The organism is Mycobacterium sp. E183 (assembly GCF_001667735.1).
GTDB lineage: Bacteria > Actinomycetota > Actinomycetes > Mycobacteriales > Mycobacteriaceae > Mycobacterium.
The window spans coordinates 17,375-43,014 of sequence record NZ_LZJN01000201.1; the positions used below are offsets into that span (position 1 = coordinate 17,375).

The following is a 25,640-nucleotide window of genomic DNA, read 5'->3' on the forward strand; positions in this document are numbered from 1 at the left end:
TCTCGACGGTATGACGGCCCCGGGCCGAAGCCCAGCGGCTTGGACCATCCGATGCCCCTAGGTGAGCGGGGGACCCCCCGCCGGCACGGCCGACGACAGCAGGACATCGGCGAGCGCACGCCACGAATCGGTTATCGCGACTGCCCCGGCATCGATCAAATCCTCTCGGCGGCAATCCCGTTCGTCAGGTGGCACAAACATCAGGTTGCCCACCGTGGCGTAGCCGGCCGCGACCGCGGAGCTCACGCCGGCGACGGAGTCTTCGATGGCGAGGCCTTGTTCTGCCGCGACGCCCATCACCTGACCGGAATGCAGATAGACCGCCGGGTCGGGTTTGCTTGTCGGTACCGGAAGCGAATCCTCCGCGCTGAAGGTCAGCGCCTCGGGTATCAGCGAGTCGATGCCGGTGGCGGCGAAGCAGGCGCGCAGGCGCTTGGTGGCGCTGGAGCTCACGGCCGCGAGCGCGTAGCGCGGCTCGAGGTCGCGCAGCGGTTCGAGCACCCGCGGGTCGGGGGTCAGCGTGACGGCGAGATGCGCGGTGACCCGTTCGCGCTCTTCGCGCACCCACTGCTCGAGTTCGTCGGCGGACAACGCGTTGCCCTTCGCCGCGTCCTGGGCTGAGGCAACCACCGCCGCGGGAAGGCCGTGCGCCAACGTCTGATCGAGCGGCAGCCGGCACTGGGTCGCCAGGTCGAGGGCCATCGCGCGGAAGTTCTTCCCAACGGCCCGCTTACGCAACTCCTCCGAGTCGAGCGGGGCGGTCACGCCGAACCTGGCCAGGAAACGATTCATCACATCGGTCGACGCTTCGAACGCCGGCCTTTCCGAAGCGAACAGGTTGTCGTCGGCGTCACACAGCAAGGTGGTGATCGGCGCCGGGTCGAACGCGCGCACAAAGGTCAGGTGAGCGTTCATCGTGACACCAACTCTCGCTCGTCGTTGCGCATCGCGTCACGCAACGTGGGCACCACGCCGCGCGTGTCGATATCGGCGATCATGTCGCCCAGGCGCCGCGCGAAACCGGGAACGGCGCGTAGCTCAGCGAACATCGCATGCCGCAGCAGGGGGTCAGGGTTGTTGCCGGCCATGTTCGCCAATTTAGCCACCGGTATCGCCTGCGAGTCCTCGAGGCGGAGCCGGCGGCCCTGCAGGTCGTGGCCCCGCATGTACCGGGCCCACCCGGCAACAGCCAACGTCAGCAGCGTGTGCGGTCTGCCCTGCGCGATCGCCTCCTGCAGGGACGGCAGCACGAAGGAAGTGATTTTGGTCGTCCCCCGCCGGGCCAGCCGCGACAATTGGTCGCTCATGCTGGGATTGCTGAGCCGATCGAGCAGGGTGGCGCGGTACTGCGGGGTGTTCATCCCCGGCACGGCCGGCAGCAACGGCTGAATCTCCTCGCGCAGCAGTGTCTCGACGTAGTCGCTTATGACACGGTTCCGCATCGCTTCGTCGGTGCGCTGGTAACCGGCCAGCGTCGCCAAACACGCTAGCGCGATATGGGTTCCGTTGAGCAGGCGCGTCTTGATCAGCTTGTGGTCGCTGACGTCGGCAACGAATTCGGCCCCGACCTCCTCGAGCGGCGGCCGACCGTTGCTGAACGAATCCTCGATCACCCATTGGCGATACGGTTCGGTCACGACCGGACACTTGTCGGCCACGCCGAACGTCTGCTCGACGAACTCGCGCTCCGAAGTCGACGTTTGCGGGGTGATGCGATCGACCATCGTCGACGGGAACGCGACGTGCCTTTCGATCCAGCGGGCAAGCCCCGGGTCCTTGCACGCCGCGAACGAGATCAACGCGGTTCTCGCCGGCCGGGTGTCGCCGGGAATGTTGTCGCAGCAGAGCACGGTGAACGGTGCGAACCCTGCGCGGCGGCGCCGGTCGAGAGCCTCGGCCAGGTACCCCCACGCGGTGGCGTAGCCACCGGACGCGACCAGGTCGGCGCGCACGTCGGGATGATCGGCGTCGAATTGGTCGGTGACCGGATCCAGGAAGTATCCGTTGTCGGTGATCGTCAGGCTGACTATTCGGGTTTGCGGATCTGCCAGCGCCGCGCGCACGGCCGCGCCGTCGTGCGGCGCGAAATGAACCGACCCGATCGAACCCACCACGCGGGCGGTCTGGCCGTCGTGGCCGCGCTGAACCACTGTGTAAAGCCCGTCCTGTGCCGACAGCAGGTCTTTGGCCCCCGGCGAGTGGAGGCTCACACCGGTAACGCCCCAACGGTGCGAAATCCCCGAGCGGGCAAGGTCGTCGAAGTACACGGCTTGATGGGCGCGATGAAAGTTGCCCGCGCCGATGTGAACGACACCGCGCTGCAGGGCCGACCTCTCGTATGTGGGTACCGCGATTCGCTGGGAGTGCAGTCGCAGGGTGGCATTGCTGAGGGGGACGCCGCTTGCTGGACGTCTGGACGTTGTGCGCATCGCTATCCCGTGCCCGTGGTGCCCGCGGGTCTAACGTCTTCGTAACCGATGTCACAGAAATTTACGTTTGAGACATAATCCGTGGTGGGTAACGATGATCACTGGTCAGACGCGTAAGTTGACAACATGGCACCGCGGGTGAAACTCACCAACGCCGACAAGGTGCTCTACCCCGCCACCGGGACGACCAAGCGGGACGTCTTCGACTATTACACCCGGATCGCCGAGGTGATGATCCCGCATATCGCGGGGCGCCCGGCCACCCGCAAGCGCTGGCCGAATGGCGTTGAGGAGTCGTCGTTTTTCGAAAAGCAGCTGGCTTCCTCTGCGCCGGAATGGTTGCCCCGCGCCAGCGTCAAGCACCGTTCGGGAACTACGACGTACCCGATCATCGACAGCCCCGACGGGCTGGCCTGGATCGCGCAACAGGCCGCGCTGGAAGTGCACGTGCCGCAATGGCGGTTGGTCGCCGAGTGGACGCGAAGCAAGGCGGAAGAGCTCAAGCCCGGGCCGGCGACCCGACTGGTGTTCGATCTCGATCCCGGTGAAAGCGTGACCATGGCCCAGCTGGCCGAAGTGGCCCACGCCGTTCGCGACCTCATCGACGGCATCGGGCTGACCCTGTTCCCGCTAACCAGCGGCAGCAAGGGCCTGCACCTCTACGCCCCGCTGGCGGAACCGGTGAGCAGCAAGGGCGCGACCGTGTTGGCGAAACGTGTTGCCCAGCAATTGGAAAAGTCGATGCCCAAGCTGGTCACCTCGACCATGACGCGAAGCCTGCGCGCGGGCAAGGTGTTCCTCGACTGGAGCCAGAACAACGGCGCCAAAACCACGATCGCGCCGTATTCGCTGCGCGGACGCGAACACCCGACGGTCGCGGCCCCGCGCACGTGGGAGGAGATCGACGACCCTGCGACGCTGCGGCAGTTGCGCTACGACGAGGTGCTGGACCGGGTCGCCCGCGAGGGCGATCTGCTGGCGGCGCTGGACAACGACGTCGCCGTCGCGGACCGGTTGACCAGGTACCGCAGCATGCGGGACGCGTCGAAGACCCCGGAGCCGGTTCCGCGGACGAAACCTCGTACCGGCCACGGCAATTCATTCGTCATCCAGGAGCACCACGCCCGCCGGCTGCATTACGACTTCCGGCTGGAGAAAGACGGCGTGCTGGTGTCGTGGGCGGTGCCGAAGAACCTCCCCGAAACCACATCGGTGAACCATCTGGCGGTACACACCGAGGACCATCCGCTGGAATACGCCACGTTCGAGGGCAACATCCCCAGGGGAGAGTACGGCGCCGGGAAGGTGCTCATCTGGGACGCCGGAACGTATGAGGCGGAGAAATTTCACGACGACGAGGTGATCGTGAATCTGCACGGCAACAAGGTCACCGGGCGCTACGCGCTGATCCAAACCAAAGGCGACCAGTGGCTGGCGCACCGCATGAAGGACCAGAAGACCTTCGACTTCGACGGGATCGCGCCGATGCTCGCCACCCACGGTTCGATCGCGGCGTGCAAGGCGAGCCAGTGGGCGTTCGAAGGCAAATGGGACGGCTACCGACTGCTCGTCGAAATCGACCACGGCGGCCTGCGGGTGCGGTCCCGCCGCGGTCGCGAGGTCACCAACGAATACCCCCAATTACGTTCGTTGGCAACCGATCTGGCCGAGCATCACGTGGTGCTCGACGGGGAGGCCGTCGTCCTGGACGCCGCCGGGGTGCCCAGCTTCCACGCAATGCAGAACCGGGGGCGCGGCAGCCGCGTGCAATTCTGGGCGTTCGACCTGCTCTACCTCGACGGTCGCTCGCTGCTGCGGGCGCGTTACCAAGATCGTCGAAAGCTGTTGGAAACGCTCGCCGGCGGCAGCGAGCTCATCGTGCCCGAGTTGCTGCCCGGCGACGGGAAACAGGCGCTGGAGCACTCCGGCAAGCATGGCTGGGAGGGCGTGGTCGCCAAGAGGCGGGACTCCACCTACCAACCGGGCCGACGCTCGGCGTCCTGGATCAAGGACAAACATTGGAACACCCAGGAAGTGGTCATCGGCGGCTGGAAGGCCGGCGAGGGCGGCCGCAGCAGCGGCATCGGCTCCCTGTTGATGGGCATCCCCACCGACGGCGGCCTGCACTTCGCCGGGCGGGTCGGTACCGGGTTCACCGAACGTGACCTGGCGAGCCTGAAGAAGACGCTGGCTCCCCTGCACACCGAGCAATCCCCGTTCAACCCACCGCTTCCCCGCAGCGAGTCCAGGGGTGTGACGTTCGTCGAGCCGGTGCTGGTGGGAGAAGTGCGCTACAGCGAGTGGACGCCGGATGACCGCCTACGCCAATCGAGTTGGCGGGGCCTACGGCCGGACAAGGAACCGAGTGAGGTGGTGCGGGAATGAAATGGGTGACCTACCTCGACGCCGGCGGCGAACGCACCGGGGTGCTCGCCGACGAAGATATCTACGCGATGCCCGCCGGCGTGACCCTTCTCGACCTGATCGGCGATGGCGCGGAAGGCTTGCGCGCCGCCGGCGAAGAGGCCTTGCGTGCCCCCGCGGCGACCGTGCGGCTGGACGCGGTGCGGCTCTTGGCGCCAATCCCGCGCCCGCCGTCCATCCGCGACTCGCTGTGCTTTCTGGATCACATGCGCAACTGCCAGGCCGCGCTCGGTGCCGGGCGCACCCTCGCCGACACCTGGTATCGCATACCCGCGTTCTACTTCGCCTGTCCGGCAACGGTCTTGGGTCCATACGACGACGCTTCCGCCGCCCCCGGAAGCGCGTGGCAGGACTTCGAATTGGAGATCGCCGCGATCATCGGAACCGGTGGACGCGACCTGACCGTCGACCAAGCCGAGCGGGCCATCATCGGCTACACCATCTTCAATGACTGGTCGGCACGCGACCTGCAACAGCTGGAAAGCCAACTCGGGATCGGGCAGGGCAAGGGCAAGGACAGCGGCGTCACGCTGGGCCCCTACCTGGTGACACCCGACGAGCTCGCGCCGTACCGTCGCGCCGGCCGACTGGACCTGCGGGTGACCGCCCTGGTCAACGACGCTGTGATCGGTTCGGGGTCGACTGCTCAAATGGATTGGAGCTTCGGCGAAGTCATCTCCTACGCCTCGCGCGGCGTGACCCTCGCCCCCGGCGACGTCATCGGCTCAGGCACGGTCCCGACGTGCACGCTCGTCGAGCACCTGAACCCGTCGGCGCCGGGCTCATTCCCCGGCTGGCTGCACGACGGCGACGTGGTCACGCTCCGGGTGCAGGGACTCGGGGAGACCCGGCAGACGGTGCGCGCCAGCGCCGCGCCCCACCCGTTGGCGGCCCGACCCAATCCGGACGCCGCGCCCGCGGCGCCGCGGGTGAACCGCGCACCCGCGAAGGTGCCCTATACCCGCGGCCTGCACCAGGTCGCCGATCGGGTATGGGCTTGGACGCTGCCCGACGGAGGCTACGGGTGGAGCAACGCCGGACTGGTCGCCGGCGACGGCGCGTCGCTGCTCGTGGACACGCTCTTCGATCTGGCGCTGACCCGGGAAATGCTTGCGGCGATGCGGGATATCACCTCGGCGGCGCCCATCACCGACGCGCTGATCACCCACTCCAACGGGGACCACACCCACGGCAACCAGCTGCTCGGCGCCTCGGTGCGGATCATCGCCGCGCGGGGGACCGCCGAGGAGATCGCGCACGGCATGGCGCCCGAGATGCTGGCGATGGCGCAGACCGCGAACCTCGGTCCCGTCGCGACCCCCTACACGCGAGACCGCTTCGGACACTTCGACTTCAGCGGCATCACTGTGCGCAACGCCGACCAGACGTTCGACCGCGAAATGACGATCGAGGTCGGTGGGCGGCGCATCGACCTGTTGAACCTCGGCCCCGCGCACACCGCCGCCGATTCGGTGGTGCACGTGCCCGACGCGGGCGTGCTCTTCGGCGGCGATCTGCTGTTCATCGGCTGCACCCCGATCGTGTGGGCCGGCCCGATCTCGAACTGGATCGCCGCGTGCGACACGATGATCGCGCTCGACGCGGCGACGGTCGTGCCCGGACACGGCCCCGTCAGCGATCCCGACGGAATCCGTGCGGTGCGTGGATATCTCGCCCATGTCTCCGAACAAGCTGAGGCCGCATACCGCCGCGGGCAGTCGTGGTCCGAGGCCGCCGATACCATCGATCTCGGTGAGTACGCCTCCTGGCTGGATGCCGAGCGCGTCGTCGTCAACGTCTATCAGCGGTACCGCGAACTCGACCCGCAGACCCCGCAGCTGGAGGTCATGGCCCTGCTGGTGATGCAGGCCGAATGGCTGGCCAAGCGGGGCTAAAGCCGCACGGCCCGCACGAATTTGATCGTGGTCGCCGGCACCTGGTCTGCGGCCTGCCCCAGGTCCGGCAGCCCGGCCGCGGAGAACAGATCGGTGAGCCGCGATTCGGTAATCTCCCAACCGTTCTCATGCAGATGCGCGGCGACATCGGTGTGCTCGCCCGGATACGTCAAGGTGCTCAGGTCCATTTCGAGTCCGTGCCGTCGCCAGCCCTCGGTCATCCGCCGCGCTTGTTCCTCGGCCGCCGGGGACGTGCCGGTCACGGTGCCGTAATCCGCGGCGAACCGGCTGCCCTCGGCGGACAGCGGGATGATGGAGTCCAGCAGCCGGATCTCGGCGTCCGGCGGGAGCCACCCGATCAGCACGCCCTCGGCGAGCCATGCCGTGGGATGGGCCGGATCGAAGCCCTGCTCCTGCAGCGCGGCCGGCCAATCGTCGCGCAGGTCGATCCCGACGTCGCGAAGCTTGGCGGTCGGCGCCGCCCCGATCTCCGACATCGTCGCCGCCTTGAACGCGATCACCTCGGGCTGATCGATTTCGTACACCGTCGTCCCGATCGGCCAGCGCAGCCGGTAGGCGCGCGCGTCGAGCCCTGACGCCAGGATCACCACCTGGAGCAGCCCGGCCTGCCCCGCCGCTGCGAAATAGTCGTCGAAATACCGGGCGCGGGCGGCGAACGTGTCGACCATCCGGTGAAAGCCGACGCTCTGCTCGAGCTCATCGGGATCGAGCTCGCCGCTGGCGAGCCGGGTGAACACCTCCAATCCCACGGCACGCACCAGCGGCTCGGCGAAGTCGTCCGTGATGACCGGCTGCGGACGCTTGCTTGCGGCGGCCCGGGCGGCGGCGACCATGGTGGCCGTCGCTCCCACGCTGTTGGCCAGGTCCCAGCTGTCACCCTCGGTTCGTGCCATGGCTTCTCCTTCAGTTGTGGCGGCCAAACCACGGTATGCCCCGCCGGTGAACACTGGCGTCGCCTACGGTTCCCCCTATGCCCGCAGTGGAATTCGAAACCCTCGAAGACGACATCGCCCGTATCACGCTGAACCGCCCCGAGCGCCTCAACGCCATCGACGGATCGCTGATCGACGGCGTGCACCACGCCCTTGACCAGCTCGGTGGCGGCGAGTTCAGGGCCGCGATCCTGACCGGCGCCGGACGCGGATTCTGCGCCGGGGCGGATCTGAGCGGCACCGGTGAACCGTGGACCAAGCCCAAACCGACGACCCCGCCCTTCAAGGTCAACTACGACTCCCAGGTTCGCCTGGCCGACCTGTTCACCCGGATCTACGAGCTGCCCATTCCGGTTATCGCCGCCGTCAACGGCGTGGCGGTCGGGGGAGGGTTGGCGTTCACGCTGGTGTCCGACGTCCGGGTCGCGTCCGAGCACGCCCGGTTCGGGTCCGCGTTCATCAAGGCGGGCTTCTCGTCGATGGACATGGGCACCAGTTACCTGCTGCCGAAAATCGTCGGCGCAGGCGTGGCGCGCGAACTGATGCTCTCCGGCCGCATCATCGACGCGGCCGAGGCCTACCGCATCCATCTGGTGCACGAGGTGGTGGCCCCCGACGACCTGATGCCGGCCGCGCTGCGGGTGGCCCGCTCGATCACCGAGAACAACGCCTACGGCGTGTGGCAAACCAAGATCGGCCTCAACGCGGCGCTGGACGCGCCCAGCCTGCGGCACGCCATCGAGATCGAGAACCGCACCCAGATCCTCAGCGGCTTCACCAACAACCCCGTCGAGGCGGCCACCGCCCACATGGAGAAGCGGGCGCCGAAGTGGGATCCGCTGTGAGGGCTAGACCTTCGCGATGACGTTTTCGGCGAACATCTCGAGGTTGCGGATCTTGTTCTCCAGCGGCTCGGTGTCCTTGCCCTTGATGTAGGGGATGCGAAAGCCGACGATGGCGTCGGTGACGCCTTTGTCCTCGAGGCGTTTGATCCCGTCGACGGTGTAGGCGTCGGCCGAGATGACGTGAATCTGGAACGGTCCCGTCTTACCCGCCTCTTCGCGATACCGCTTGAGCTTGGCGATGAGCCCGTCGAGTTCCTCCGGGTCGCCGCCCCCGTGCATCCAGCCGTCCAGGCGGGCCGCGCGGCGCAGGGCCGCGTCGGCGTGCCCGCCGATCAGGATCGGGATCGGCTGGGTGGGAGCCGGCGTCATCTTCGTCTTCGGGATGTCATAGAACTCGCCGTGGAACTCGAAATAGTCGCCGGTGGTCAGGCCCTGGATGATCTCGATGCATTCGTCCATGCGCTTGCCGCGTTTGGCGAATGGGACGCCCAGCAGTTCGTAGTCCTCCGGCCACGGGCTGGTGCCGACACCGAAGCCCACCCGGTTGTTGGTCAGCGCGGCCAGCGAACCGATCTGCTTGGCCACCAGCGCAGGCGGCCGGATGGGCAGCTTGAGCACGAAGAAGTTGAAGTGCAGCTTCGTCGTCACCGCACCCAACGCCGCTGTCAGCACGAAGGTTTCGATGAACTCCTTGCCGTCCAGGAACTCGCGATCGCCGTCGGGGGTGTACGGGTACTTCGAATCCGACTCGAAGGGGTAGGCGATGCTGTCAGCGATCGTCATCGCGTGGTACCCGGCCGCCTCGGCCGCCTGGGCCAGCGGGATGTAGTACCTGTGGTCGGTCATCGCCTCCGCGTAGGTGAACCGCACGTCATCTGCCTTCCTGGAAACCGGTCGTCACACGAGATTAGAACGTGTTCTAGTTCTACCCGCGGCCGGGTTCCCAGCACAATAAGGCGTCAGAGCTGGTTTTCGGGGCCGATGACCGCCCAGACCGTCTTGCCGCTTGCGGTGGGCGTGCTGCCCCACGCGCGTGACAGCGCTTCGACGATCGCCAGGCCGGAGACGTCGATCCCGGTCGTCGGCGACGGCAGCCGAACGGCCGGGGCATGGCTGCTGTCGGACACTGCGATGGTCGCCGTCGGCCCGTGGCTCTCGAGCCGCATCACGGGAACGCTCGGGGTGTGTTCGAGGACGTTCTCGACGAACACATTGACCACCACCAGGGCGACCGGGATGAGCGTGGATTGGGACCAGGTGGTGAGCCATTCGCGGACCAGGCGGCGCGACTCGCGCAGGCTGGTCAGGTCGGCGGGCAGCTGAGCGTCGGCGCGACGCACGGCGCGCCGGCTCTGCTGGCCGAGCGCCTTCAGCGCCGCCTTTTCGGTCGAGTACACCGGCATGAAGTAGGCGACGCCGCTGCGGGAGATGGCCTCGCGCGTTCCGCGGTGCGCGCAGACCAACACGATCGGAACATCCGGATTGCTGCGGACCTGCCAGTGCGCGCCGATGAAGGTGGACCACGCCAATTCGGCGAGCACCTTGAGCGCGGAGATGTTGACGATGACGGCAGCCGGCTCATCCAGCGTGGCCTGCAGGATGTGTTCGCGGAGCGTCGCGGAGTTGGTGGCGTCGAGGACACCGTCCACGGTCAGGACGGTCGCCGACTGATCGGTCCGCGTCGCGACGGCCAGCGAGCTGGGGGACTCAGCTACCGAGCTCACCACAGCAACCCCTTTCCCTGCGGGGGCCTCTGGTGTCGAGGCGCCCGGACGCCCGGCTGCGTCGCGTCGTCCGGTTCCATCCCTGCTCCTCGAATCACACCCGGGCCAACTGCTTGAGTATCCGCCCTCAGCGGCAAAAGTCTAATTGGGGGCAAGCGCCCCGGACGCCACCGGAAAGCGCAGCCCACGGGCGTGACATTGAAAACGCGCGCGGCGGGGAGCGCGGTGTGAGTGAGGCGCGTGCCCGTCCCCACCCGTGCGAGGCCCCCGCCTCTACCGCGCCGAACAGATTGTTCGTTTTCGCTGCGCAGCACGCGCATCCCCCGGGACTACCACCTTCTGCGTTCCGCCAAACGCAATGACGAGGCCGGGGAAACCGTGGGTCGGGCGGGAAAGGTGGGTGGGTCAGCGCGACGCGTACGGCGGGGCGCCAACCCCGGCGACCGAGTGCGTGCCCCACGGCGTCCGTTCCACGATGCGGGCGGCGGCGCTGCGCCGGCCCACGGTCAACGTCGCGGTCCGTGCTTGCCCGAGCGCCTCGTCGGGCAGCGGCTGCGACGGCGATGCGGACACCGTCCCCTGCCAGTGGTAGCGGCCGTCGATCGGGTCGAGGTGTCCGGTGAGCCGGACCCGGACCGGATGGCGGACGCCGGCGATCTCCAGCGTCGCGGCGCCGTCATAGGTGTCGTCGCGCTCCGGTGCGCCGGCCGACAGGTCGAAGGCGGAGGCGACCGGCGGGGCCTGGTCGGGCGACAGCTGTGCGCGCTCGTTGAACACCCGCAGGCTGCTGGCGCGCACTTCTATGCGGCTGCTGGACGTGCGCTCCATCAGGCGCAGGCACTCGGCGATGTAGCGCGCCTGCGCGCCGGTGTCGGGCCCGGTGATGAAGAAGTAGTTGGGAAAGCCGCGAACCGCCACACCGTAGAACGGCTCCATCCCGTCGTGCCAGGCCTGCCGGATGGTCAGACCGCCGGCGCCGACGAACGCTTGATCGGCCGACTCCTCGGGAATGGAGAATCCGGTGCCGTAGATGATGGCGTCGACGTGATGGTCGGCGCCGTCGCGGGTGCGGATGCCCGACTCGGTGACCGCCGCTATCGGCGACCTTGCGACCGAAGGGCGATGGGCGTCGGCCGGTCGGAGTGGGTGCCGCAGCCGGCGTTTGGCGCGGGTGGACCACAGCGGTACCTCGGTGACGACCCTGCGCGGCGAGTGGGCGAAGACGGTGACCGACGCGGCCGCCCGGGTCAGCCGGCCGATCTGGTGGCCGGCGCTCGCGTCCGTGCCGACGATGGCGATGCGCTTGCCGTACGGATCGAACTCGGGTGCCCACGTCGCCGCGTGAAATGACTGTCCCGGGAAGGCGTCGCGGCCCGCGATGTCCGGCAGCCAGGGGACGAACGGCGGCTCGGCGGTGATGACGGCCCGCGCCCGCACGGCCTCGCCGTCGGCCGTCGTCAACAGCCAGGTGTCTGTCGCGTCGTCGAACACCGACTGGACCCGCGCGACGTGCTCGTCGAGGACGACGAAGTCTGTGACGCCCGCGGCCGCCAACGCAGTGGGAGCGTCGGCGCGCGGGCCGAGGACGGCTACAAGGTGGCGGGAGTCAGCGAGGCCGCCCGGCCGCGTCACAGAAACCTGCTGCGCTTCCAGCCGCGGCGCGCGATCGGGCCGAGCAGGCCCACCTCGCTCAGGAACCCCGCCAGCGGGGCGAATCCGGCCACCTGCATCTCGCGGCGGTGCGGGCTGGTGCGCGCGATGTGTCGCGCCCGCCTCGGGTCCAGACCCGTGCGCGCGTACGGGATCGGATTGCTGAACAGGTAGTTGAAGAAATAGCCGCCCAGCCCGTTGATGTTGGCCATGAACCAGCGGTTGATCCGGGGCATTTCGGCCACGCGTTTACGGGCGCCGTCGCGGGCGAACTGGATGTGGCGCGCCTCCTCGGTGACGTGAATCCGCATGAGGCGCTGGATGATTGGCTGCAGCTCCGGGTCGTCCATCATCTGCCGCTGCAGCGAATCGAAGATTTCTTCACCGATCAGCGCGGCCACCCACAGCATCGAGCCGCGCTGAAACGCCAGCGGAAGCGCGTTGATGATCATCCGGTGAAACAGCCGCGGCCGCACCGGCTTTGCGCCGATGCGCTCGATGGCCTTGCCGAACATGACCATGTGGCGGGTCTCGTCGCCCAACTCGGTCAGCTTGTAGTGGGTCGACTTGCTGGTGGGGTCCTCGTGCAGGATCGTTCGCAGCAGCGATTGATTGAGCATGTTCTCGAACCAGATCCCGGCCGACAGCGTGTTGACCAACTCCTGGCGCGAGAGCTCGATTTGTTGCTCGCGGGTCATCTCGTCCCACATCGGCGTGCCGTACAGCGACACCAGGCGCGGCGGCAGGTAGAACTTGTCCGGATCCAGCGGGGCGTCCCAGTCGATGTCAACGACCGGCTCGTAGGACTTTTTGACCGAGCCCCTCAGCAGGCGCTCCGAAAACTCTTCACGACTCGGCCCGCCTGGCTTCACCGCAGTTGTCATGCGCTGGCGTCCCTTCATTGGGTGCTTCAGACGGTACCCATGGTACTGGGTACTTTTGGCCCCGACTAGGCCCTTCAGGTTTCGATTCGGCAGTCTGATGCAAGAGACGAGGAGGGTTTCTTGGGCCGGCATATCCACGTCATCGGCATCGGCGCCGGCGACCCCGACTACGTGACCGTCCAGGCGATCGAGGCGCTGAACGACACCCAGGTGTTCTTCGCGATGGACAAGGGCGAGGCGAAAAGCGACCTGGTGGCGCTGCGACGGGAGATCTGCTCCCGGTTCATCCGCGGGCCCGGCTACCGCTTCGTCGAGCTGCCCGACCCCAAACGCGCGGCCGGCTCCGACTATCGCGAGGCCGTCTCGGACTGGCACGCCGCGCGGGCGCGGGTCTGGGCCGACGCGATCGCCGCCGAGCTGGGACCCGACGGTGTCGGCGCCTTCCTGGCCTGGGGGGACCCGTCGCTCTACGACAGCACCCTGCGCATCCTGGAGGCGGTGGCCACCGAGCTCGAGTTCACCTTCGATGTGATTCCGGGCATCACCGCGGTGCAGGCGCTGACCGCCCGGCATCGCATCCCACTCAACGAGGTCGGGGAACCGGTGCTCATCACCACCGGTCGGCAGCTGCGCGCGCACGGGTTGACCGGATCGGCGGTCGTCATGCTCGACGCCGAATGCTCCTTCCAGGCGTGCCCGCCCGACACCCGCATCTGGTGGGGCGCCTATCTGGGCACCGCCGACGAGCTGCTGGCGGCCGGCACCGTCGGCGAGGTCGCGGCGCGGATCGTGTCGCTGCGCGCCGACGCCCGCGCGCGGCACGGCTGGATCATGGACACCTATTTACTCAGACCGGCAGACTGAAGGGCGTGCCGGAACTGCCCGAGGTCGAAGCCCTGGCCGACCATCTGCGCCGCCATGCCGTCGGCCTGACGATCGGCCGCGTCGATGTCGGCGCGCTCTCCGTGCTGAAAACGTTCGATCCGCCCCTCAGTGCGCTGCACGGCCAAGCCGTGACCGGGGCCCACCGCTGGGGCAAGTACCTGGGGCTGCAGGCGGGAGAGCTGTCCTTGATCACCCACCTGTCGCGGGCGGGGTGGTTGCGGTGGTCGGACAAGCTGGCCGCGGCGCCGCTGCGGCCGGGCAAGGGCCCGATCGCCTTGCGCGTGCACCTCGGCACGCCCGGCGATGCGCCCGGCTTCGACCTCACCGAGGCCGGCACCCAGAAGCGTCTGGCCGTGTGGCTCGTCGGTGATCCGCAGTCCGTCCCCGGCATCGCCGCCCTCGGACCCGACGCGCTGGAGCTGACCGTCGACGATCTCGCCGGCCTGTTGGCCGGCAACACCGGCCGGATCAAGACGGTCATCACCGACCAGAAGGTGATCGCCGGCATCGGCAACGCCTACAGCGACGAAATCCTGCACGTTGCCAAGATTTCCCCGTTCGCCACCGCCGGCAAGCTGACCGATGAGCAGCTCACCGCCCTGCACGACGCGATGGTGTCGGTCCTGCGCGATGCGGTGAGCCGCTCCGTAGGCCAGGGCGCGGCCACGCTCAAGGGGGAGAAGCGCTCCGGACTGCGGGTGCACGCCCGCACCGGCCTGCCCTGCCCGGTGTGCGGGGACACCGTGCGCGAAGTCTCCTTCGCGGACAAGTCTTTTCAATACTGTCCGACGTGCCAGACCGGCGGCAAGGTGCTGGCCGACCGGCGGATGTCGCGGCTGCTCAAGTAGGCGGCGACCCGCGACTTGACACCTGTCGATATGCTGCCCGGATGACTCGTCAGAAGATCCTCATCACGGGTGCCAGCTCCGGCCTGGGCGCCGGCATGGCGCGGGCGTTCGCCGCGAAGGGCCGCGACCTGGCGCTGTGCGCCCGGCGCACCGACCGGCTCGACGAGCTGAAAGCCGAACTTTCCCAACAGTATCCGGGCATCAAGATCGCCGTGGCGGCGCTGGACGTCAATGACCACGAGCAGGTGCCGAAGGTCTTCGGTGAACTCAGCGACGAGCTCGGCGGCGTCGATCGTGTCATCGTCAACGCGGGCATCGGCAAGGGCGCGAAACTCGGCTCGGGCAAGCTGTGGGCCAACAAGGCGACCCTCGAGACCAACCTGGTTGCCGCGCTGGTGCAGATCGAGACCGCGCTGGAGATGTTCAACAAGGCCGGTTCGGGACATCTGGTTCTCATCTCGTCGGTGCTCGGCAACAAGGGCGTGCCGGGCGTCAAGGCCGCCTACGCGGCGAGCAAGGCCGGCTTGAGCTCGCTGGGGGAATCCCTGCGCGCCGAATACGCCAAGGGCCCCATCAAGGTTTCGGTCATCGAGCCCGGCTACATCGAGTCGGAGATGACGGCCAAGTCGAACAGCACGATGTTGATGGTGGACAACGAGACTGGCGTGAACGCTCTCGTCACCGCCATGGAGCGCGAGCCCGGCCGGGCGGCGGTGCCGTGGTGGCCGTGGGCGCCGCTGGTGCAGGTGATGCGGGTGCTGCCGCCCCCGCTCACCAAGTGGTTCGCCTGAATCAGTGCGGCACCGGCGTGTAATGCTCTGCGTCGCTCGTGAATTCGGGCTTGCCGTAGGTTGCCAGCCGTAGCTTGAGGAGCCCGATCACGTACGCGTCGGTGATGTCCCTGAGCACGGGGACGCGGCTGGCGTGGCTCACTGCGGTAAAACGTCCGATGATGAAGGGCGCGGTGAGGGCGACGCGCACGAGGTCCGTCGGCCCCATCGAGACACCCATCGCCTCGGCGACCTCACGATTCCCGTTGCAGAAGGTGCGAACGAAAGTGAGCTTGCTGAAACTCTTTTCGACCGCCTCCGCGCAACGGTCGAACAGCGTGGTGTCGGGGCGCAAGTAGGCCGCCATCGTGCCGCGGACGAGTTCTTGGCAGATGCTGTCGAACCCGTCGCGCAGCAGTGCCGAGCGCGCGTGCATCACGTGGACGATGTCGGCCGGTTCAGAGGGCAGCAGTTCTTCCGGTAGGCCGAGCAAAAAGCAGCGGTACCTGGCGAATTCGACGACCGCGCGCTCCTCGGGGGTGAACTCCGTCCGGCCCTGTTGGCGCGCCTTACGGGCCAGCAGGTACTGGCCGATCATGCCGGCCGGCATCTGGTCGACCTGCGGCACGGGCATGCCGTATACGGCGGCATCCCACTTGTCGGATTTCTTCAGGGCGTTGTAGCGGACCATGGAGTGCATCAGCCGGACCATGGCGGCCGCCTCGAAACCGGGGCCGAATCGATCCAGCGCACCGGGGAGGGTGGTGACGGCGAAGAAACTGGCGGTCTCGTTCACCCGGCGCGCGGCCCGCTTACCCGAGAGTGCGCCGGTGAGGGCCATCGGCAGCGCGGCATAGGTGTTGGTGAAGGTCGCGATGAAGGCCCCGCGCGTGATGAAGGGTGCCAGCAGCGCTGCGGGAATCCGCTCTTGGCGGGCGCCCTCCCGGACCAGATCGAAGTCGATCCACTCCGGGGTCGCCTCCATGGCGGCGATGAACGAAACCAGTTCGGGGGGCGCGTCGGGCACCGACTCGATTCCCTCTCGGCAGGCCTTCTTGAGCATGTCGATCAGCTGGGCGACGCTGCGCGAAGTCATCAGTGCCGCATAGGGATCGGCGACGACGTCGCCGAGCAGGGTCGCCGTGCTCATCAACTCGACCACGCGGTCGTCTTGCAGAATCGGTGCGCGGTCGGCGATCCAGGCGGGCAGGGCCGAGTCGACGTTCGGTTCCGTGGCCAGACGGTCCGGCCGCCGGTCGAAGTCGAAGTCTCCATACAGGTCGGGCTGCAAATCGCGCTGGCTGCGCACTCGCGCGGCGAGCTCGGGGTAGTACGTGACCATCGCTGCCTCCGATTAACTAACAGTTCGTGAGCAATACTCACAAGTTGTTAGTTATGCTGTCAAGCATGAGTGCGGGCAGCCCGAAGCGGCGCATGACCGGCGAGGGCCGGCGCGAGCAGATCCTCGACGTCACTCACGCGATCGTCGACGCCGAGGGTTTCCACGCGGCCACGCCCAACCGCATCGCCGGGGCCGCCGGCATCAATCGGTCGTTGATCTATCAGCTGTTCGGCGACCCGGCGGGACTCTTCGTCGCACTGATCGACCGTGAGGCGGCGCGGGCCGGCGCCCAATTCGCCGAGGCGGTCTCGGGGTTGGATGCCGTCGCCGGGGACCAGTCGCTGGTCGTCGCGTTCGACGGGGTGCTGGCCGCGGTCGACGCCCATCCGGCGACGTGGCGGCTGTTCCTGTTTCCGCCGCAGGGCGCTCCGCCGGAGTTGTATACGCGGCTGGCGCAATCGCAGGCCGTCGTGCTGGAGTTCTTCGTCACCGAATTGCTGCGCATCAATCCTCACGTGCACGACCCGGAGTACACCGCGCGGATCCTGCACGCGGCCGGACGCGAACTGCTGCAGTTGCACCTGAGCGAGCCGCAGACCGCGACGGTGGAACGTTTGCGTACCTTTGTACGGCGATTGGGCTCCGACGTCATGAGCCGCACGGGCTGACTAGCTGGTGCGCCCGCGTTCGGTCCGGTAGCGGCGCACCAGCGCGTCGGTCGAGCTGTCGGACTGGGGGTCCGGCGAGCCGCCCGACGTGATCACCGGCAGCAGCGCCTTGGCCTGGGTCTTGCCCAGCTCCACCCCCCACTGGTCGAACGAGTCGATGCCCCAGACGACGCCCTCGGTGAAGACCTGATGCTCGTAGAGGGCGATCAGCTGGCCCAGCACCGACGGCGTGAGCCGGTCGGCCAGGATCGAGGTCGACGGCCGGTTGCCGGGCATCACCTTGTGCGGCACGATGTCGGCCGGCGTGCCTTCGGCGGCGATCTCCTCGGCCGTCTTTCCGAACGCGAGCACCTGGGTCTGGGCGAAGAAGTTGCTCATCAACAGGTCGTGCATGCTTCCGGTGCCCTCGACCGTGGGCAGGTCGTCGAGGGGCTGGCTGAAGCCGATGAAGTCGGCCGGCACCAGCCGGGTGCCCTGGTGCAGCAACTGGTAGAAGGCGTGCTGGCCGTTGGTTCCCGGTTCGCCCCAGAAGATTTCGCCGGTATCGGTGGTGACCGGGGTGCCGTCCGCGCGCGTCGACTTGCCGTTGGATTCCATGGTCAGCTGTTGCAGATAGGCGGCGAAGCGGGACAGATCGTTGGAATACGGCAGCACCGCGCGCGACTGAGCTCCCATGAAGTTGGAGTACCACAGCCCGATCAGTCCCAGCAGCGCCGGCGCGTTGGACTCCAGCGGGGCGGTCTTGAAATGCCGGTCCACGATGTGGAATCCGGACAGGAAATCGGCGAACGCCTCCTTGCCGATCGCCGCCATCACCGACAGGCCGATCGCCGAGTCGACCGAGTACCGTCCGCCGACCCAATCCCAGAAGCCGAACATGTTGTCGGTGTTGATGCCGAAGTCGTCGACCAGGCGTTTGTTGGTGGAGACCGCCACGAAATGCTTGGACACCGCGGCGTCGCCGAGCGCGTCGGTCAGCCAGCGGCGCGCGGCGGTCGCGTTGGTGAGGGTCTCCAGCGTCGAGAACGTTTTCGATGCGACGATGAAAAGCGTTGTGGCAGGGTCTAAGTCGGCCAGGGTGGCGATGAGGTCGGCGGGGTCGACGTTGGAGACGAAGCGGGCCGAAATACCTGCGTCGGCGTAATGACGCAGCGCCTGATACACCATCACCGGGCCCAGGTCCGACCCACCGATGCCGATGTTGACCACGGTGCTGATTCTTTGTCCGGTGGCCCCGGTCCATTCACCGCTGCGTAACCGGTCGGTGAAGTCACCCATCCGGTCCAGCACGGCGTGCACGTCCTCGACGACGTTGTGGCCGTCGACGATCAGCTCGGCGTCGCGGGGCAGCCGCAGCGCGGTGTGCAAGACCGCCCGGTCCTCCGAGACGTTGATGTGCACGCCCGCGAACATCTGGTCACGACGCTCCTCGAGGTTAGCGGCGCGCGCCAAATCGATGAGCAGCCGCAGCGTTTCTCGGGTGATGCGGTGTTTGCTGTAGTCGATGTAGAGGTCACCGACCGAGACGGTGAGTTCGCAGCCTCGGTCGGGATCCTCGTCGAAGAACTGGCGCAGATGCGTCGCGCCGATCTGTTCGTGATGCCTGCGCAGGGCGTCCCACGCTGGGGTGGCGGTGATGTCGGGGAGGCTTTGCGCGGAGGTCATACTCCGACCCTAGTGACGGTCGCAAGCGCGGTGTAGCCGGGCGCGGCGGGCCGTCACCGTGGGTTTGGTGACGGTCGCAAGCGCGGTGTAGCCGGGCGCGGCGGGCCGTCACCGTGGCGCAACGCGGATGCGCGGCGACCCAGCCAGGCGTGACTGGCGGCCTCAGTGACCCAGCCGGCCCCTGCCCAACCGCAGCAGCAGGATCGCGAGGTCCTTGCCGTCGGGACCGAGCTCGCTGTAGCGCTCGATGACCTTCATCTCGCGGCTGTGCACCAGCCGCGTGCCGCCGGATGCCATCCGGACCTTGCCGATCGCCTGGGACACCTCGGTGCGCCGCTTCACCGCGGCCAGGATCTCGGCGTCCAACCGGTCGATCTCGTGGCGCAAGTCGTCGATGCTCAACTCTTCGGCGTCGGTCGTCTGTGGGGGTTCCACCGTCTCAACCTTCATCTCTGCTAACTCCGCGTTCTCGGGATGTGGGGGTTGTGGTCTCATCCTGTTTCGGGCCTCACAAAAGAGAAGAGCCCCGGTCTTGAGGAAGCGGACCACGGGGCTCTGACGAAAGCAGCTAGACCACGGGGACCGCGAACCGGTACCCGTAGAAAAATCGGCGGCAGTTCGGGGTGAAGGACTGCCGACGGCACTGCGCGTTGAGCACCAAACGAGTGTGCCACTAAAATCGGTTCCCGCGCAAAAACGTCGGCGTGAACTGGCCATTACGCGCCGAGTGGCCGAGCCGGACGCGGTTGAGCCGGCGCACCGGGACATGGTTGCTTACCGGTGTGGATTGCATTAACGCCGGGGGAAATTGAGCGCCGACGGCGTATTTGGCGGCATTGGCCCGGCGCAAATCCCGGTCCGATTATCGGCCACTTTTAGACGTGGGTGCAATTATTTTCCATCGCAAATGCGGTCGCTTATCGGATTGCGAAACTCCCATTGTGTCGGCGTGGATTTGGCCGGTGCGGGGCGTCGGAGGGACTAGCCTGATCTGACGCCTGGACGTGTTGCGTCGGTGGGCGGCGGTAAGTTTGGACCAACATGAGTGTGTATGTAACCGATGCCAATCTGGCCTCCGAGGCAGATCAGCTACTCGAAGGCCTCAACCCGCAACAGCGCCAGGCGGTGGTGCACGAGGGCTCGCCGCTGCTGATCGTCGCGGGGGCCGGTTCGGGCAAGACTGCGGTGTTGACGCGCCGCATCGCCTACCTGATCGCGGCGCGCGGTGTCGGGGTGGGCCAGATCCTGGCCATCACGTTCACCAACAAGGCGGCGGCCGAGATGCGCGAACGCGTGGTGCGGCTGGTGGGCAACCGGGCCCGCGCCATGTGGGTGTCCACCTTCCACTCGACGTGCGTGCGCATCCTGCGCAACCAGGCGTCCCTGATCGACGGCCTCAATTCCAACTTCTCGATCTACGACGCCGACGACTCCCGCCGCCTGCTGCAGATGATCGGGCGCGACATGGGGCTCGACATCAAGCGCTACTCGCCGCGGCTGTTGGCCAACGCCATCTCCAATCTGAAGAACGAGCTGATCGACCCCGCCGAGGCGGTGGCCAAGCTGACGGACGATTCCGATGACCTCGTTCGCACCGTGGCCTCCGTATACGGCGAATACCAGCGGCGGCTGCGCGCGGCCAACGCCCTGGACTTCGACGACCTGATCGGCGAGACCGTCGCGGTGCTGCGGGCCTTCCCGCAGATCGCCCAGCATTACCGGCGGCGGTTCCGTCATGTCCTGGTCGACGAGTACCAGGACACTAATCACGCCCAGTACGTGCTGGTTCGGGAACTGGTCGGCCACGACGCCACAGAAGAATCGCCCGACGACGTTCCGCCTGCGGAATTGTGCGTGGTGGGTGACGCCGACCAGTCGATCTACGCGTTCCGCGGCGCCACAATTCGCAACATCGAGGACTTCGAGCGCGACTACCCGGACGCGACAACCATTCTGCTGGAACAGAATTACCGCTCGACGCAGAACATCCTGTCGGCGGCGAACTCGGTGATCGCCCGCAACTCCGGCCGCCGCGAGAAACGGCTCTGGACCGACGCCGGTGCCGGCGAGCTGATCGTCGGCTACGTCGCGGACAACGAGCACGACGAGGCGAGGTTCGTCGCCGAGGAAATCGATGCGCTCGCCGACCGCGGCGAAATCACCTACAACGACGTGGCCGTGTTCTATCGCACCAACAACTCCTCGCGGTCGTTCGAAGAGGTGTTCATTCGCGCTGGGATTCCCTACAAAGTCGTTGGGGGAGTGCGCTTTTACGAGCGCAAGGAGATCCGTGACATCGTCGCCTATCTGCGGGTGCTGGACAACCCGGGTGATGCGGTCAGCATGCGGCGGATCCTCAACACCCCGCGTCGGGGCATCGGTGATCGCGCCGAGGCCTGCGTGGCCGTCTACGCCGAGAACACCGGCGCGAGTTTCAACGACGCGTTGGTGGCGGCCGCCGAAGGCAGAGTGCCGATGCTCAATTCGCGTGCGGAGAAGGCAATCGCGGGCTTCGTCGAGCTGCTCGACGAGCTCAGGGGCCGACTGGACGAGGATCTCGGTGATTTGGTCGAGTCGGTCCTCGAACGTACCGGCTACCGCCGCGAGCTGGAGTCCTCCACCGATCCGCAGGACCTGGCCAGGTTGGACAACCTCAACGAACTCGTCAGCGTGGCACACGAATTCAGCACCGACCGGGCCAACGCCGCCGCGCTGGACGAGTCGTTGGAGGCCCCGGACGACGAGGACGTGCCGGACACCGGTGTGCTCGCGGAGTTCCTGGAACGGGTCTCCCTGGTTTCCGACAGCGACGAGATTCCCGACGACGGCGCCGGCATGGTCACCCTGATGACTCTGCACACCGCCAAGGGGCTGGAATTCCCCGTGGTGTTCGTCACCGGCTGGGAGGACGGCATGTTCCCGCACATGCGGGCGCTGGACGACCCGACCGAGCTGTCCGAGGAGCGGCGGCTGGCCTATGTCGGCATCACCCGCGCCCGTCAGCGGCTGTACCTGAGCAGGGCCATCGTCCGATCCTCCTGGGGGCAGCCGATGCTGAACCCGGAATCGCGCTTCCTGCGCGAGGTTCCGCAGGAACTCATCGAGTGGCGGCGCACCGCGCCGGCGTCGTCGTTCAGCGCGCCGGTGAGCGGTGCCGGCCGGTTCGGCACCCCGCGCGCGGCGCCGACCCGCTCGGGTGCGGGCAAGCGGCCGTTGCTGGTGCTCGAGCCCGGTGACCGGGTGACCCACGACAAGTACGGGCTCGGGCGCGTCGAGGAAGTGTCCGGCGTCGGCGAATCGGCCATGTCGCTCATCGACTTCGGCAGCGCGGGCCGGGTCAAGCTCATGCACAACCACGCGCCGATCAGCAAGCTCTAGTCGCAACCTCCCGGCCGTCGGAAGGCCTGCCAACGTGAGGTGATCCGGGAATTTGATATCGCGGGTGATATCGGATTCCGAAGTCGCTTATTGGTCGGGCCGCGGTGAACCGGGTGATCACCCTGCGGTCGCGACGACCCGGCCATCAGGCCGGCGGGTCAGGCCTCCAACCAGCGTTTGGTGCGCGGGTGCATCGCCAGCACCACGCTGGCGATCGGTAGCAACGGCAGCAGGTGCACGATCCATGCCACGCGGGCACCGGCGATGAACACGCCCAGGTACGTCAGCACGGCGACCACGGCGCCGACGACGATGAGGAAGCGCCCAAACGGCCGGTGCTGCAGCAGCATGATGACGCCCGAGACCGTGGTCACGGCGAACACCAGGGCCAGGAACGCGACCGCGACGCAGAAGAGCCGGTCGGACCGCCACCAGCCGGCGACCAGGTCGGTCGCCACCACCGACGTGGCCCACCCGCTGACGATGCTGACGGCGCAGGCGGCGACGGCCGTCCGGTCGCTCGGCCCATCGGCCGGCGCACCCGGCGTGCCTGGCAGCCCCGCGCGAGACGGGCCCTGGTAGGGCGGTGGTTGTGCGGCGATGTGCGTGGTCGGGGTTTCCGGCGCTATGGGGACGGGTCCGGTGGGTGCCCGGCGGATGATGCGGGTCTTCGGGTCCGACGGCGACGCGGATTCGGGCGATGGCGGACCGGGAGGTGGCTGATCGGGCGCGGTCACCTCAACCAGCGTAGTTACCGACCATAAGACCCCGCTTAGCCAGCCATGGGACGGGATCGATTCGCTCGGTGCCCCCCTGGAGCACCTCGAAATGCAGGTGAGGGCCGGTGGAGTTACCCCGGTTGCCCATGGTGGCGATCTGGTCGCCGGCCATTACGCGCTGGCCGACGCTGACCAGCGTGGTGTTGACGTGGCCGTAGAGCGTGACCGTGCCGTCGGCGTGGCGCAGTTTGACCAGCATGCCGTAGCCGGCGGCGGGACCCGAGTCGATGACCACGCCGTCGGACACCGCGTAGATCGGCGTCCCGATCGAGTTGGCCAGGTCGATGCCGGCGTGCAGCACTCCCCAGCGGTAACCGAAGTTGGAGGTGAAGATGCCCTTCGTCGGCATCACGTAGAGCGGCTGCTGCAGCCGTGCCTCACGCTGAGCGCGGTCGTTGGCGAACGCGACGCCCTTGGCGAGCTCCTGGTTGTGCACCGCGGCGGTCGCCGCCGGCTGCAGCGCGACGACCTGGGCACCGCGGATGGTGTTGTTGGCCGAACCGCCGGTGAGCGCCGACGCGTTCGCGGTCAGCACGGCCTCGGTCTTCGGCGTGTCGGCGTGGCTGGTGGCGGTGTGCGCAGCCGCGGCGGCCGCGCCCGCGGCCATCGCCGAGATCAGCAGGCGGCCCCGGGCCGCGCTGGTCGGCTCCTTGCGGTGCGCTCCGCCGTGCCGGGCGACGGCGACGACGTCGGTGGTGTGCACGCGACGGGGACGGGGCTCGGCGGCGGGCGCGATGACCACCCGCGGCAGCACCTCGGTGACGGGCGCGGCCAGCCACAGCGGGGTCGGGTCGTCGGCCTCGTTCAGGTCGTCGAGCTCGGGGGCCAGCAACACCTGCGCCTCGTTGTCGAAGGTGGAGTCGTTGCTGTAGTCGAGGTCGCCAAGATCGCAGACCTCGTCGCGCCAATCCAGGTCATCGAAATCGAACCCGTCGAGCGGGAGGATTTCGGTGACTTCGTTGCGATGGGGCTCGGTACCCCGGCCGCCTGCCGCGCGACCAACCCTCACCACACCTGCTGTTTCAGCAGTAGAAGGAGCAAAACGGTGCTGGGACAAGCTGAAATGTCCTCGTATCGTGACCATAACGTTATCTGGACCCTGAGACGGTATCCGCTAACTCGCGGAACTGGCAACCTCGTCGAGCAATCCCGCCGAAATTGTGATTTGGGTCACGAACGGGGTACGCCGCTGAGCCGTGAGCTGTGCCACATCGCCGGACGCGCCGGAAAGGGGCGGTTGGCCAGTGGATACAGTTCGTCCGTGCGAGTTGCCGATCGCGGCACCGCCCATCAAGAGGCCTAGCAGTTGAGTCGAGCGAAGACAGAGAGTCCATGGACCTTTTCGAGTATCAAGCCAAAGAATTGTTCGTCAAGCACAACGTACCGACCACGCCGGGGCGGGTGACCGACACCGCTGAGGGCGCAAGGGAAATCGCGACCGAGGTTGGCGCTCCGGTGATGGTCAAGGCGCAGGTGAAGGTCGGCGGCCGCGGCAAGGCGGGCGGCGTCAAGTACGCGGCCACCCCCGACGACGCCTACGAACACGCGAAGAACATCCTCGGCCTCGACATCAAGGGCCATGTCGTGAAGAAGCTGCTGGTCGCCGAGGCCAGCGACATCGCCGAGGAGTACTACATCTCCTTCCTGCTCGACCGGGCCAACCGCACCTACCTCGCCATGTGCTCGGTCGAGGGCGGCATGGAAATCGAAGAGGTCGCCGCCACCAAGCCCGAGCGGCTCGCCAAGGTGCCGGTGGACGCGGTCAAGGGCGTCGACCTGGCGACCGCGCGTTCCATCGCCGAGAAGGGCCACCTGCCCGCCGAGGTGCTCGACGCCGCCGCGGTGACCATCAACAAGCTGTGGGAGCTCTTCGTCGCCGAGGACGCCACCCTGGTCGAGGTCAACCCGCTGGTGCGCACCCCCGACGACCAGATCCTGGCGCTGGACGGCAAGGTCACCCTGGACGCCAACGCCGACTTCCGTCAGCCCGGCCACGCCGAGTTCGAGGACCGCGACGCCACCGACCCGCTAGAGCTCAAGGCCAAGGAGCACGACCTCAACTACGTCAAGCTGGACGGTGCAGTCGGCATCATCGGCAACGGCGCGGGCCTGGTCATGTCCACCCTCGACGTCGTCGCCTACGCCGGCGAGAAGCACGGCGGGGTCAAACCGGCCAACTTCCTCGACATCGGGGGTGGCGCCTCGGCTGAGGTGATGGCCGCGGGCCTCGACGTCATCCTGAACGACAAGCAGGTCAAGAGCGTGTTCGTGAACGTGTTCGGCGGCATCACCTCGTGTGACGCCGTCGCCAACGGCATCGTGACCGCACTCAACATGCTCGGCGACGAGGCCAACAAGCCGCTCGTGGTGCGCCTGGACGGCAACAACGTCGACGAAGGCCGGCGCATCCTGGCCCAGGCCAACCACCCGCTGGTGATCCAGGCCGACACGATGGACGCCGGAGCCGACAAAGCCGCCGAGCTGGCGAACAAGTAAGGGAG

The 25,640-nt window shown here is 67.4% G+C and carries 20 protein-coding genes and 3 pseudogenes; 11 read left to right on the top strand and 12 right to left on the bottom strand.

Annotated elements, in window-relative coordinates; all coding sequences use genetic code 11:
- Nucleotides 1-57 precede the first annotated feature (57 nt).
- Both A5691_RS24445 and A5691_RS24450 read right to left on the bottom strand, forming a co-directional pair.
- Complete coding sequence (locus A5691_RS24445; protein WP_067888284.1) at nucleotides 58-915, bottom strand: HAD family phosphatase; 858 nt, start codon at nucleotides 913-915, stop codon at nucleotides 58-60.
- Entirely contained in the window at nucleotides 912-2,429 is a 1,518-nt protein-coding gene (locus tag A5691_RS24450; protein ID WP_067888287.1) for a mannitol dehydrogenase family protein, read from the bottom strand. Before A5691_RS24450 ends, A5691_RS24445 begins: the two co-directional genes overlap by 4 nt.
- A 126-nt stretch (nucleotides 2,430-2,555) precedes the next feature.
- On the opposite strand from A5691_RS24450, the gene A5691_RS24455 reads away from it, so the two are divergent.
- Entirely contained in the window at nucleotides 2,556-4,814 is a 2,259-nt protein-coding gene (locus A5691_RS24455) for an ATP-dependent DNA ligase (protein WP_068019307.1), read from the top strand.
- Entirely contained in the window at nucleotides 4,811-6,748 is a 1,938-nt protein-coding gene (locus A5691_RS24460) for a fumarylacetoacetate hydrolase family protein (protein WP_068019310.1), read from the top strand. Before A5691_RS24455 ends, A5691_RS24460 begins: the two co-directional genes overlap by 4 nt.
- Here A5691_RS24460 and A5691_RS24465 read toward each other — a convergent pair.
- On the bottom strand, nucleotides 6,745-7,662 hold the full coding sequence (locus A5691_RS24465) for an SAM-dependent methyltransferase (protein ID WP_068019312.1): 918 nt from the start codon (nucleotides 7,660-7,662) through the stop codon (nucleotides 6,745-6,747). The two genes, A5691_RS24460 and A5691_RS24465, sit on opposite strands and share 4 nt — an antisense overlap.
- Nucleotides 7,663-7,748: 86 nt before the next feature.
- Between A5691_RS24465 and A5691_RS24470 the strand changes: the two genes are divergently transcribed.
- A complete protein-coding gene (locus tag A5691_RS24470) occupies nucleotides 7,749-8,546 on the top strand; it encodes an enoyl-CoA hydratase/isomerase family protein (protein ID WP_197498969.1) in 798 nt (265 codons plus the stop codon).
- Nucleotides 8,547-8,549: 3 nt separating this feature from the next.
- Here the strand turns inward: A5691_RS24470 and A5691_RS24475 are convergent, their stop codons facing one another.
- From A5691_RS24475 to A5691_RS24485, 3 genes are all read right to left on the bottom strand, one after another.
- Nucleotides 8,550-9,416: an LLM class flavin-dependent oxidoreductase gene (locus A5691_RS24475; protein WP_067753658.1), complete on the bottom strand. Its 867-nt coding sequence runs from the start codon at nucleotides 9,414-9,416 to the stop codon at nucleotides 8,550-8,552.
- A gap of 89 nt (nucleotides 9,417-9,505) precedes the next feature.
- Nucleotides 9,506-10,270: an STAS domain-containing protein gene (locus A5691_RS24480; protein ID WP_067753730.1), complete on the bottom strand. Its 765-nt coding sequence runs from the start codon at nucleotides 10,268-10,270 to the stop codon at nucleotides 9,506-9,508.
- A gap of 405 nt (nucleotides 10,271-10,675) precedes the next feature.
- Entirely contained in the window at nucleotides 10,676-11,659 is a 984-nt protein-coding gene (locus tag A5691_RS24485; protein ID WP_231968920.1) for a DUF4873 domain-containing protein, read from the bottom strand.
- 207 nt (nucleotides 11,660-11,866) lie between these two features.
- Between A5691_RS24485 and A5691_RS28850 the strand changes: the two are divergent.
- Nucleotides 11,867-11,959 (top strand): annotated as a pseudogene (locus tag A5691_RS28850) (hypothetical protein); the annotation flags it as partial.
- A 50-nt stretch (nucleotides 11,960-12,009) separates the two neighbouring features.
- Here A5691_RS28850 and A5691_RS24490 read toward each other — a convergent pair.
- Nucleotides 12,010-12,936: pseudogene (locus tag A5691_RS24490) on the bottom strand (diiron oxygenase); the annotation flags it as partial.
- Here A5691_RS24490 and cobF point away from each other — a divergent pair.
- The 4 genes and pseudogenes from cobF to A5691_RS24505 all read left to right on the top strand — a co-directional run bounded on the left by cobF (nucleotide 12,925) and on the right by A5691_RS24505 (nucleotide 15,328).
- Complete coding sequence (cobF, locus tag A5691_RS24495) at nucleotides 12,925-13,668, top strand: precorrin-6A synthase (deacetylating) (RefSeq protein ID WP_067753648.1); 744 nt, start codon at nucleotides 12,925-12,927, stop codon at nucleotides 13,666-13,668. The pseudogene A5691_RS24490 and the gene cobF overlap by 12 nt on opposite strands.
- A 5-nt stretch (nucleotides 13,669-13,673) precedes the next feature.
- Nucleotides 13,674-13,916: pseudogene (locus A5691_RS28855) on the top strand (DNA-formamidopyrimidine glycosylase family protein); the annotation flags it as partial.
- Nucleotides 13,917-14,042: 126 nt separating this feature from the next.
- Complete coding sequence (locus A5691_RS28860) at nucleotides 14,043-14,537, top strand: zinc finger domain-containing protein (RefSeq protein WP_369807418.1); 495 nt, start codon at nucleotides 14,043-14,045, stop codon at nucleotides 14,535-14,537.
- A gap of 41 nt (nucleotides 14,538-14,578) precedes the next feature.
- Nucleotides 14,579-15,328: an SDR family oxidoreductase gene (locus A5691_RS24505; RefSeq protein WP_067753641.1), complete on the top strand. Its 750-nt coding sequence runs from the start codon at nucleotides 14,579-14,581 to the stop codon at nucleotides 15,326-15,328.
- A 1-nt stretch (nucleotide 15,329) separates the two neighbouring features.
- On the opposite strand, the gene A5691_RS24510 is transcribed toward A5691_RS24505, so the two are convergent.
- Nucleotides 15,330-16,649: an oxygenase MpaB family protein gene (locus tag A5691_RS24510; RefSeq protein ID WP_067888307.1), complete on the bottom strand. Its 1,320-nt coding sequence runs from the start codon at nucleotides 16,647-16,649 to the stop codon at nucleotides 15,330-15,332.
- 92 nt (nucleotides 16,650-16,741) lie between these two features.
- On the opposite strand from A5691_RS24510, the gene A5691_RS24515 reads away from it, so the two are divergent.
- Entirely contained in the window at nucleotides 16,742-17,317 is a 576-nt protein-coding gene (locus A5691_RS24515) for a TetR/AcrR family transcriptional regulator (RefSeq protein ID WP_067753727.1), read from the top strand.
- Here the strand turns inward: A5691_RS24515 and pgi are convergent, their stop codons facing one another.
- Nucleotides 17,318-18,982, bottom strand: coding sequence for a glucose-6-phosphate isomerase (pgi, locus tag A5691_RS24520; RefSeq protein ID WP_068019318.1), 1,665 nt, complete (start codon nucleotides 18,980-18,982; stop codon nucleotides 17,318-17,320).
- Nucleotides 18,983-19,144: 162 nt separating this feature from the next.
- Entirely contained in the window at nucleotides 19,145-19,477 is a 333-nt protein-coding gene (locus A5691_RS24525; RefSeq protein WP_082950482.1) for a chorismate mutase, read from the bottom strand.
- Nucleotides 19,478-20,023: 546 nt separating this feature from the next.
- Between A5691_RS24525 and pcrA the strand changes: the two genes are divergently transcribed.
- Complete coding sequence (pcrA, locus tag A5691_RS24530; RefSeq protein WP_067758166.1) at nucleotides 20,024-22,360, top strand: DNA helicase PcrA; 2,337 nt, start codon at nucleotides 20,024-20,026, stop codon at nucleotides 22,358-22,360.
- A gap of 158 nt (nucleotides 22,361-22,518) precedes the next feature.
- Here pcrA and A5691_RS24535 read toward each other — a convergent pair whose 3' ends face one another.
- The gene (locus tag A5691_RS24535; RefSeq protein ID WP_067758163.1) at nucleotides 22,519-23,097 is read right to left on the bottom strand and encodes a hypothetical protein; all 579 of its coding nucleotides are present in this window, start codon (nucleotides 23,095-23,097) and stop codon (nucleotides 22,519-22,521) included.
- A 1-nt stretch (nucleotide 23,098) separates the two neighbouring features.
- The gene (locus A5691_RS24540) at nucleotides 23,099-24,148 is read right to left on the bottom strand and encodes a M23 family metallopeptidase (RefSeq protein WP_156670187.1); all 1,050 of its coding nucleotides are present in this window, start codon (nucleotides 24,146-24,148) and stop codon (nucleotides 23,099-23,101) included.
- Between the two features lie 323 nt (nucleotides 24,149-24,471).
- On the opposite strand from A5691_RS24540, the gene sucC reads away from it, so the two are divergent.
- On the top strand, nucleotides 24,472-25,635 hold the full coding sequence (gene sucC, locus A5691_RS24545; RefSeq protein WP_067758160.1) for an ADP-forming succinate--CoA ligase subunit beta: 1,164 nt from the start codon (nucleotides 24,472-24,474) through the stop codon (nucleotides 25,633-25,635).
- Nucleotides 25,636-25,640: the final 5 nt, after the last annotated feature.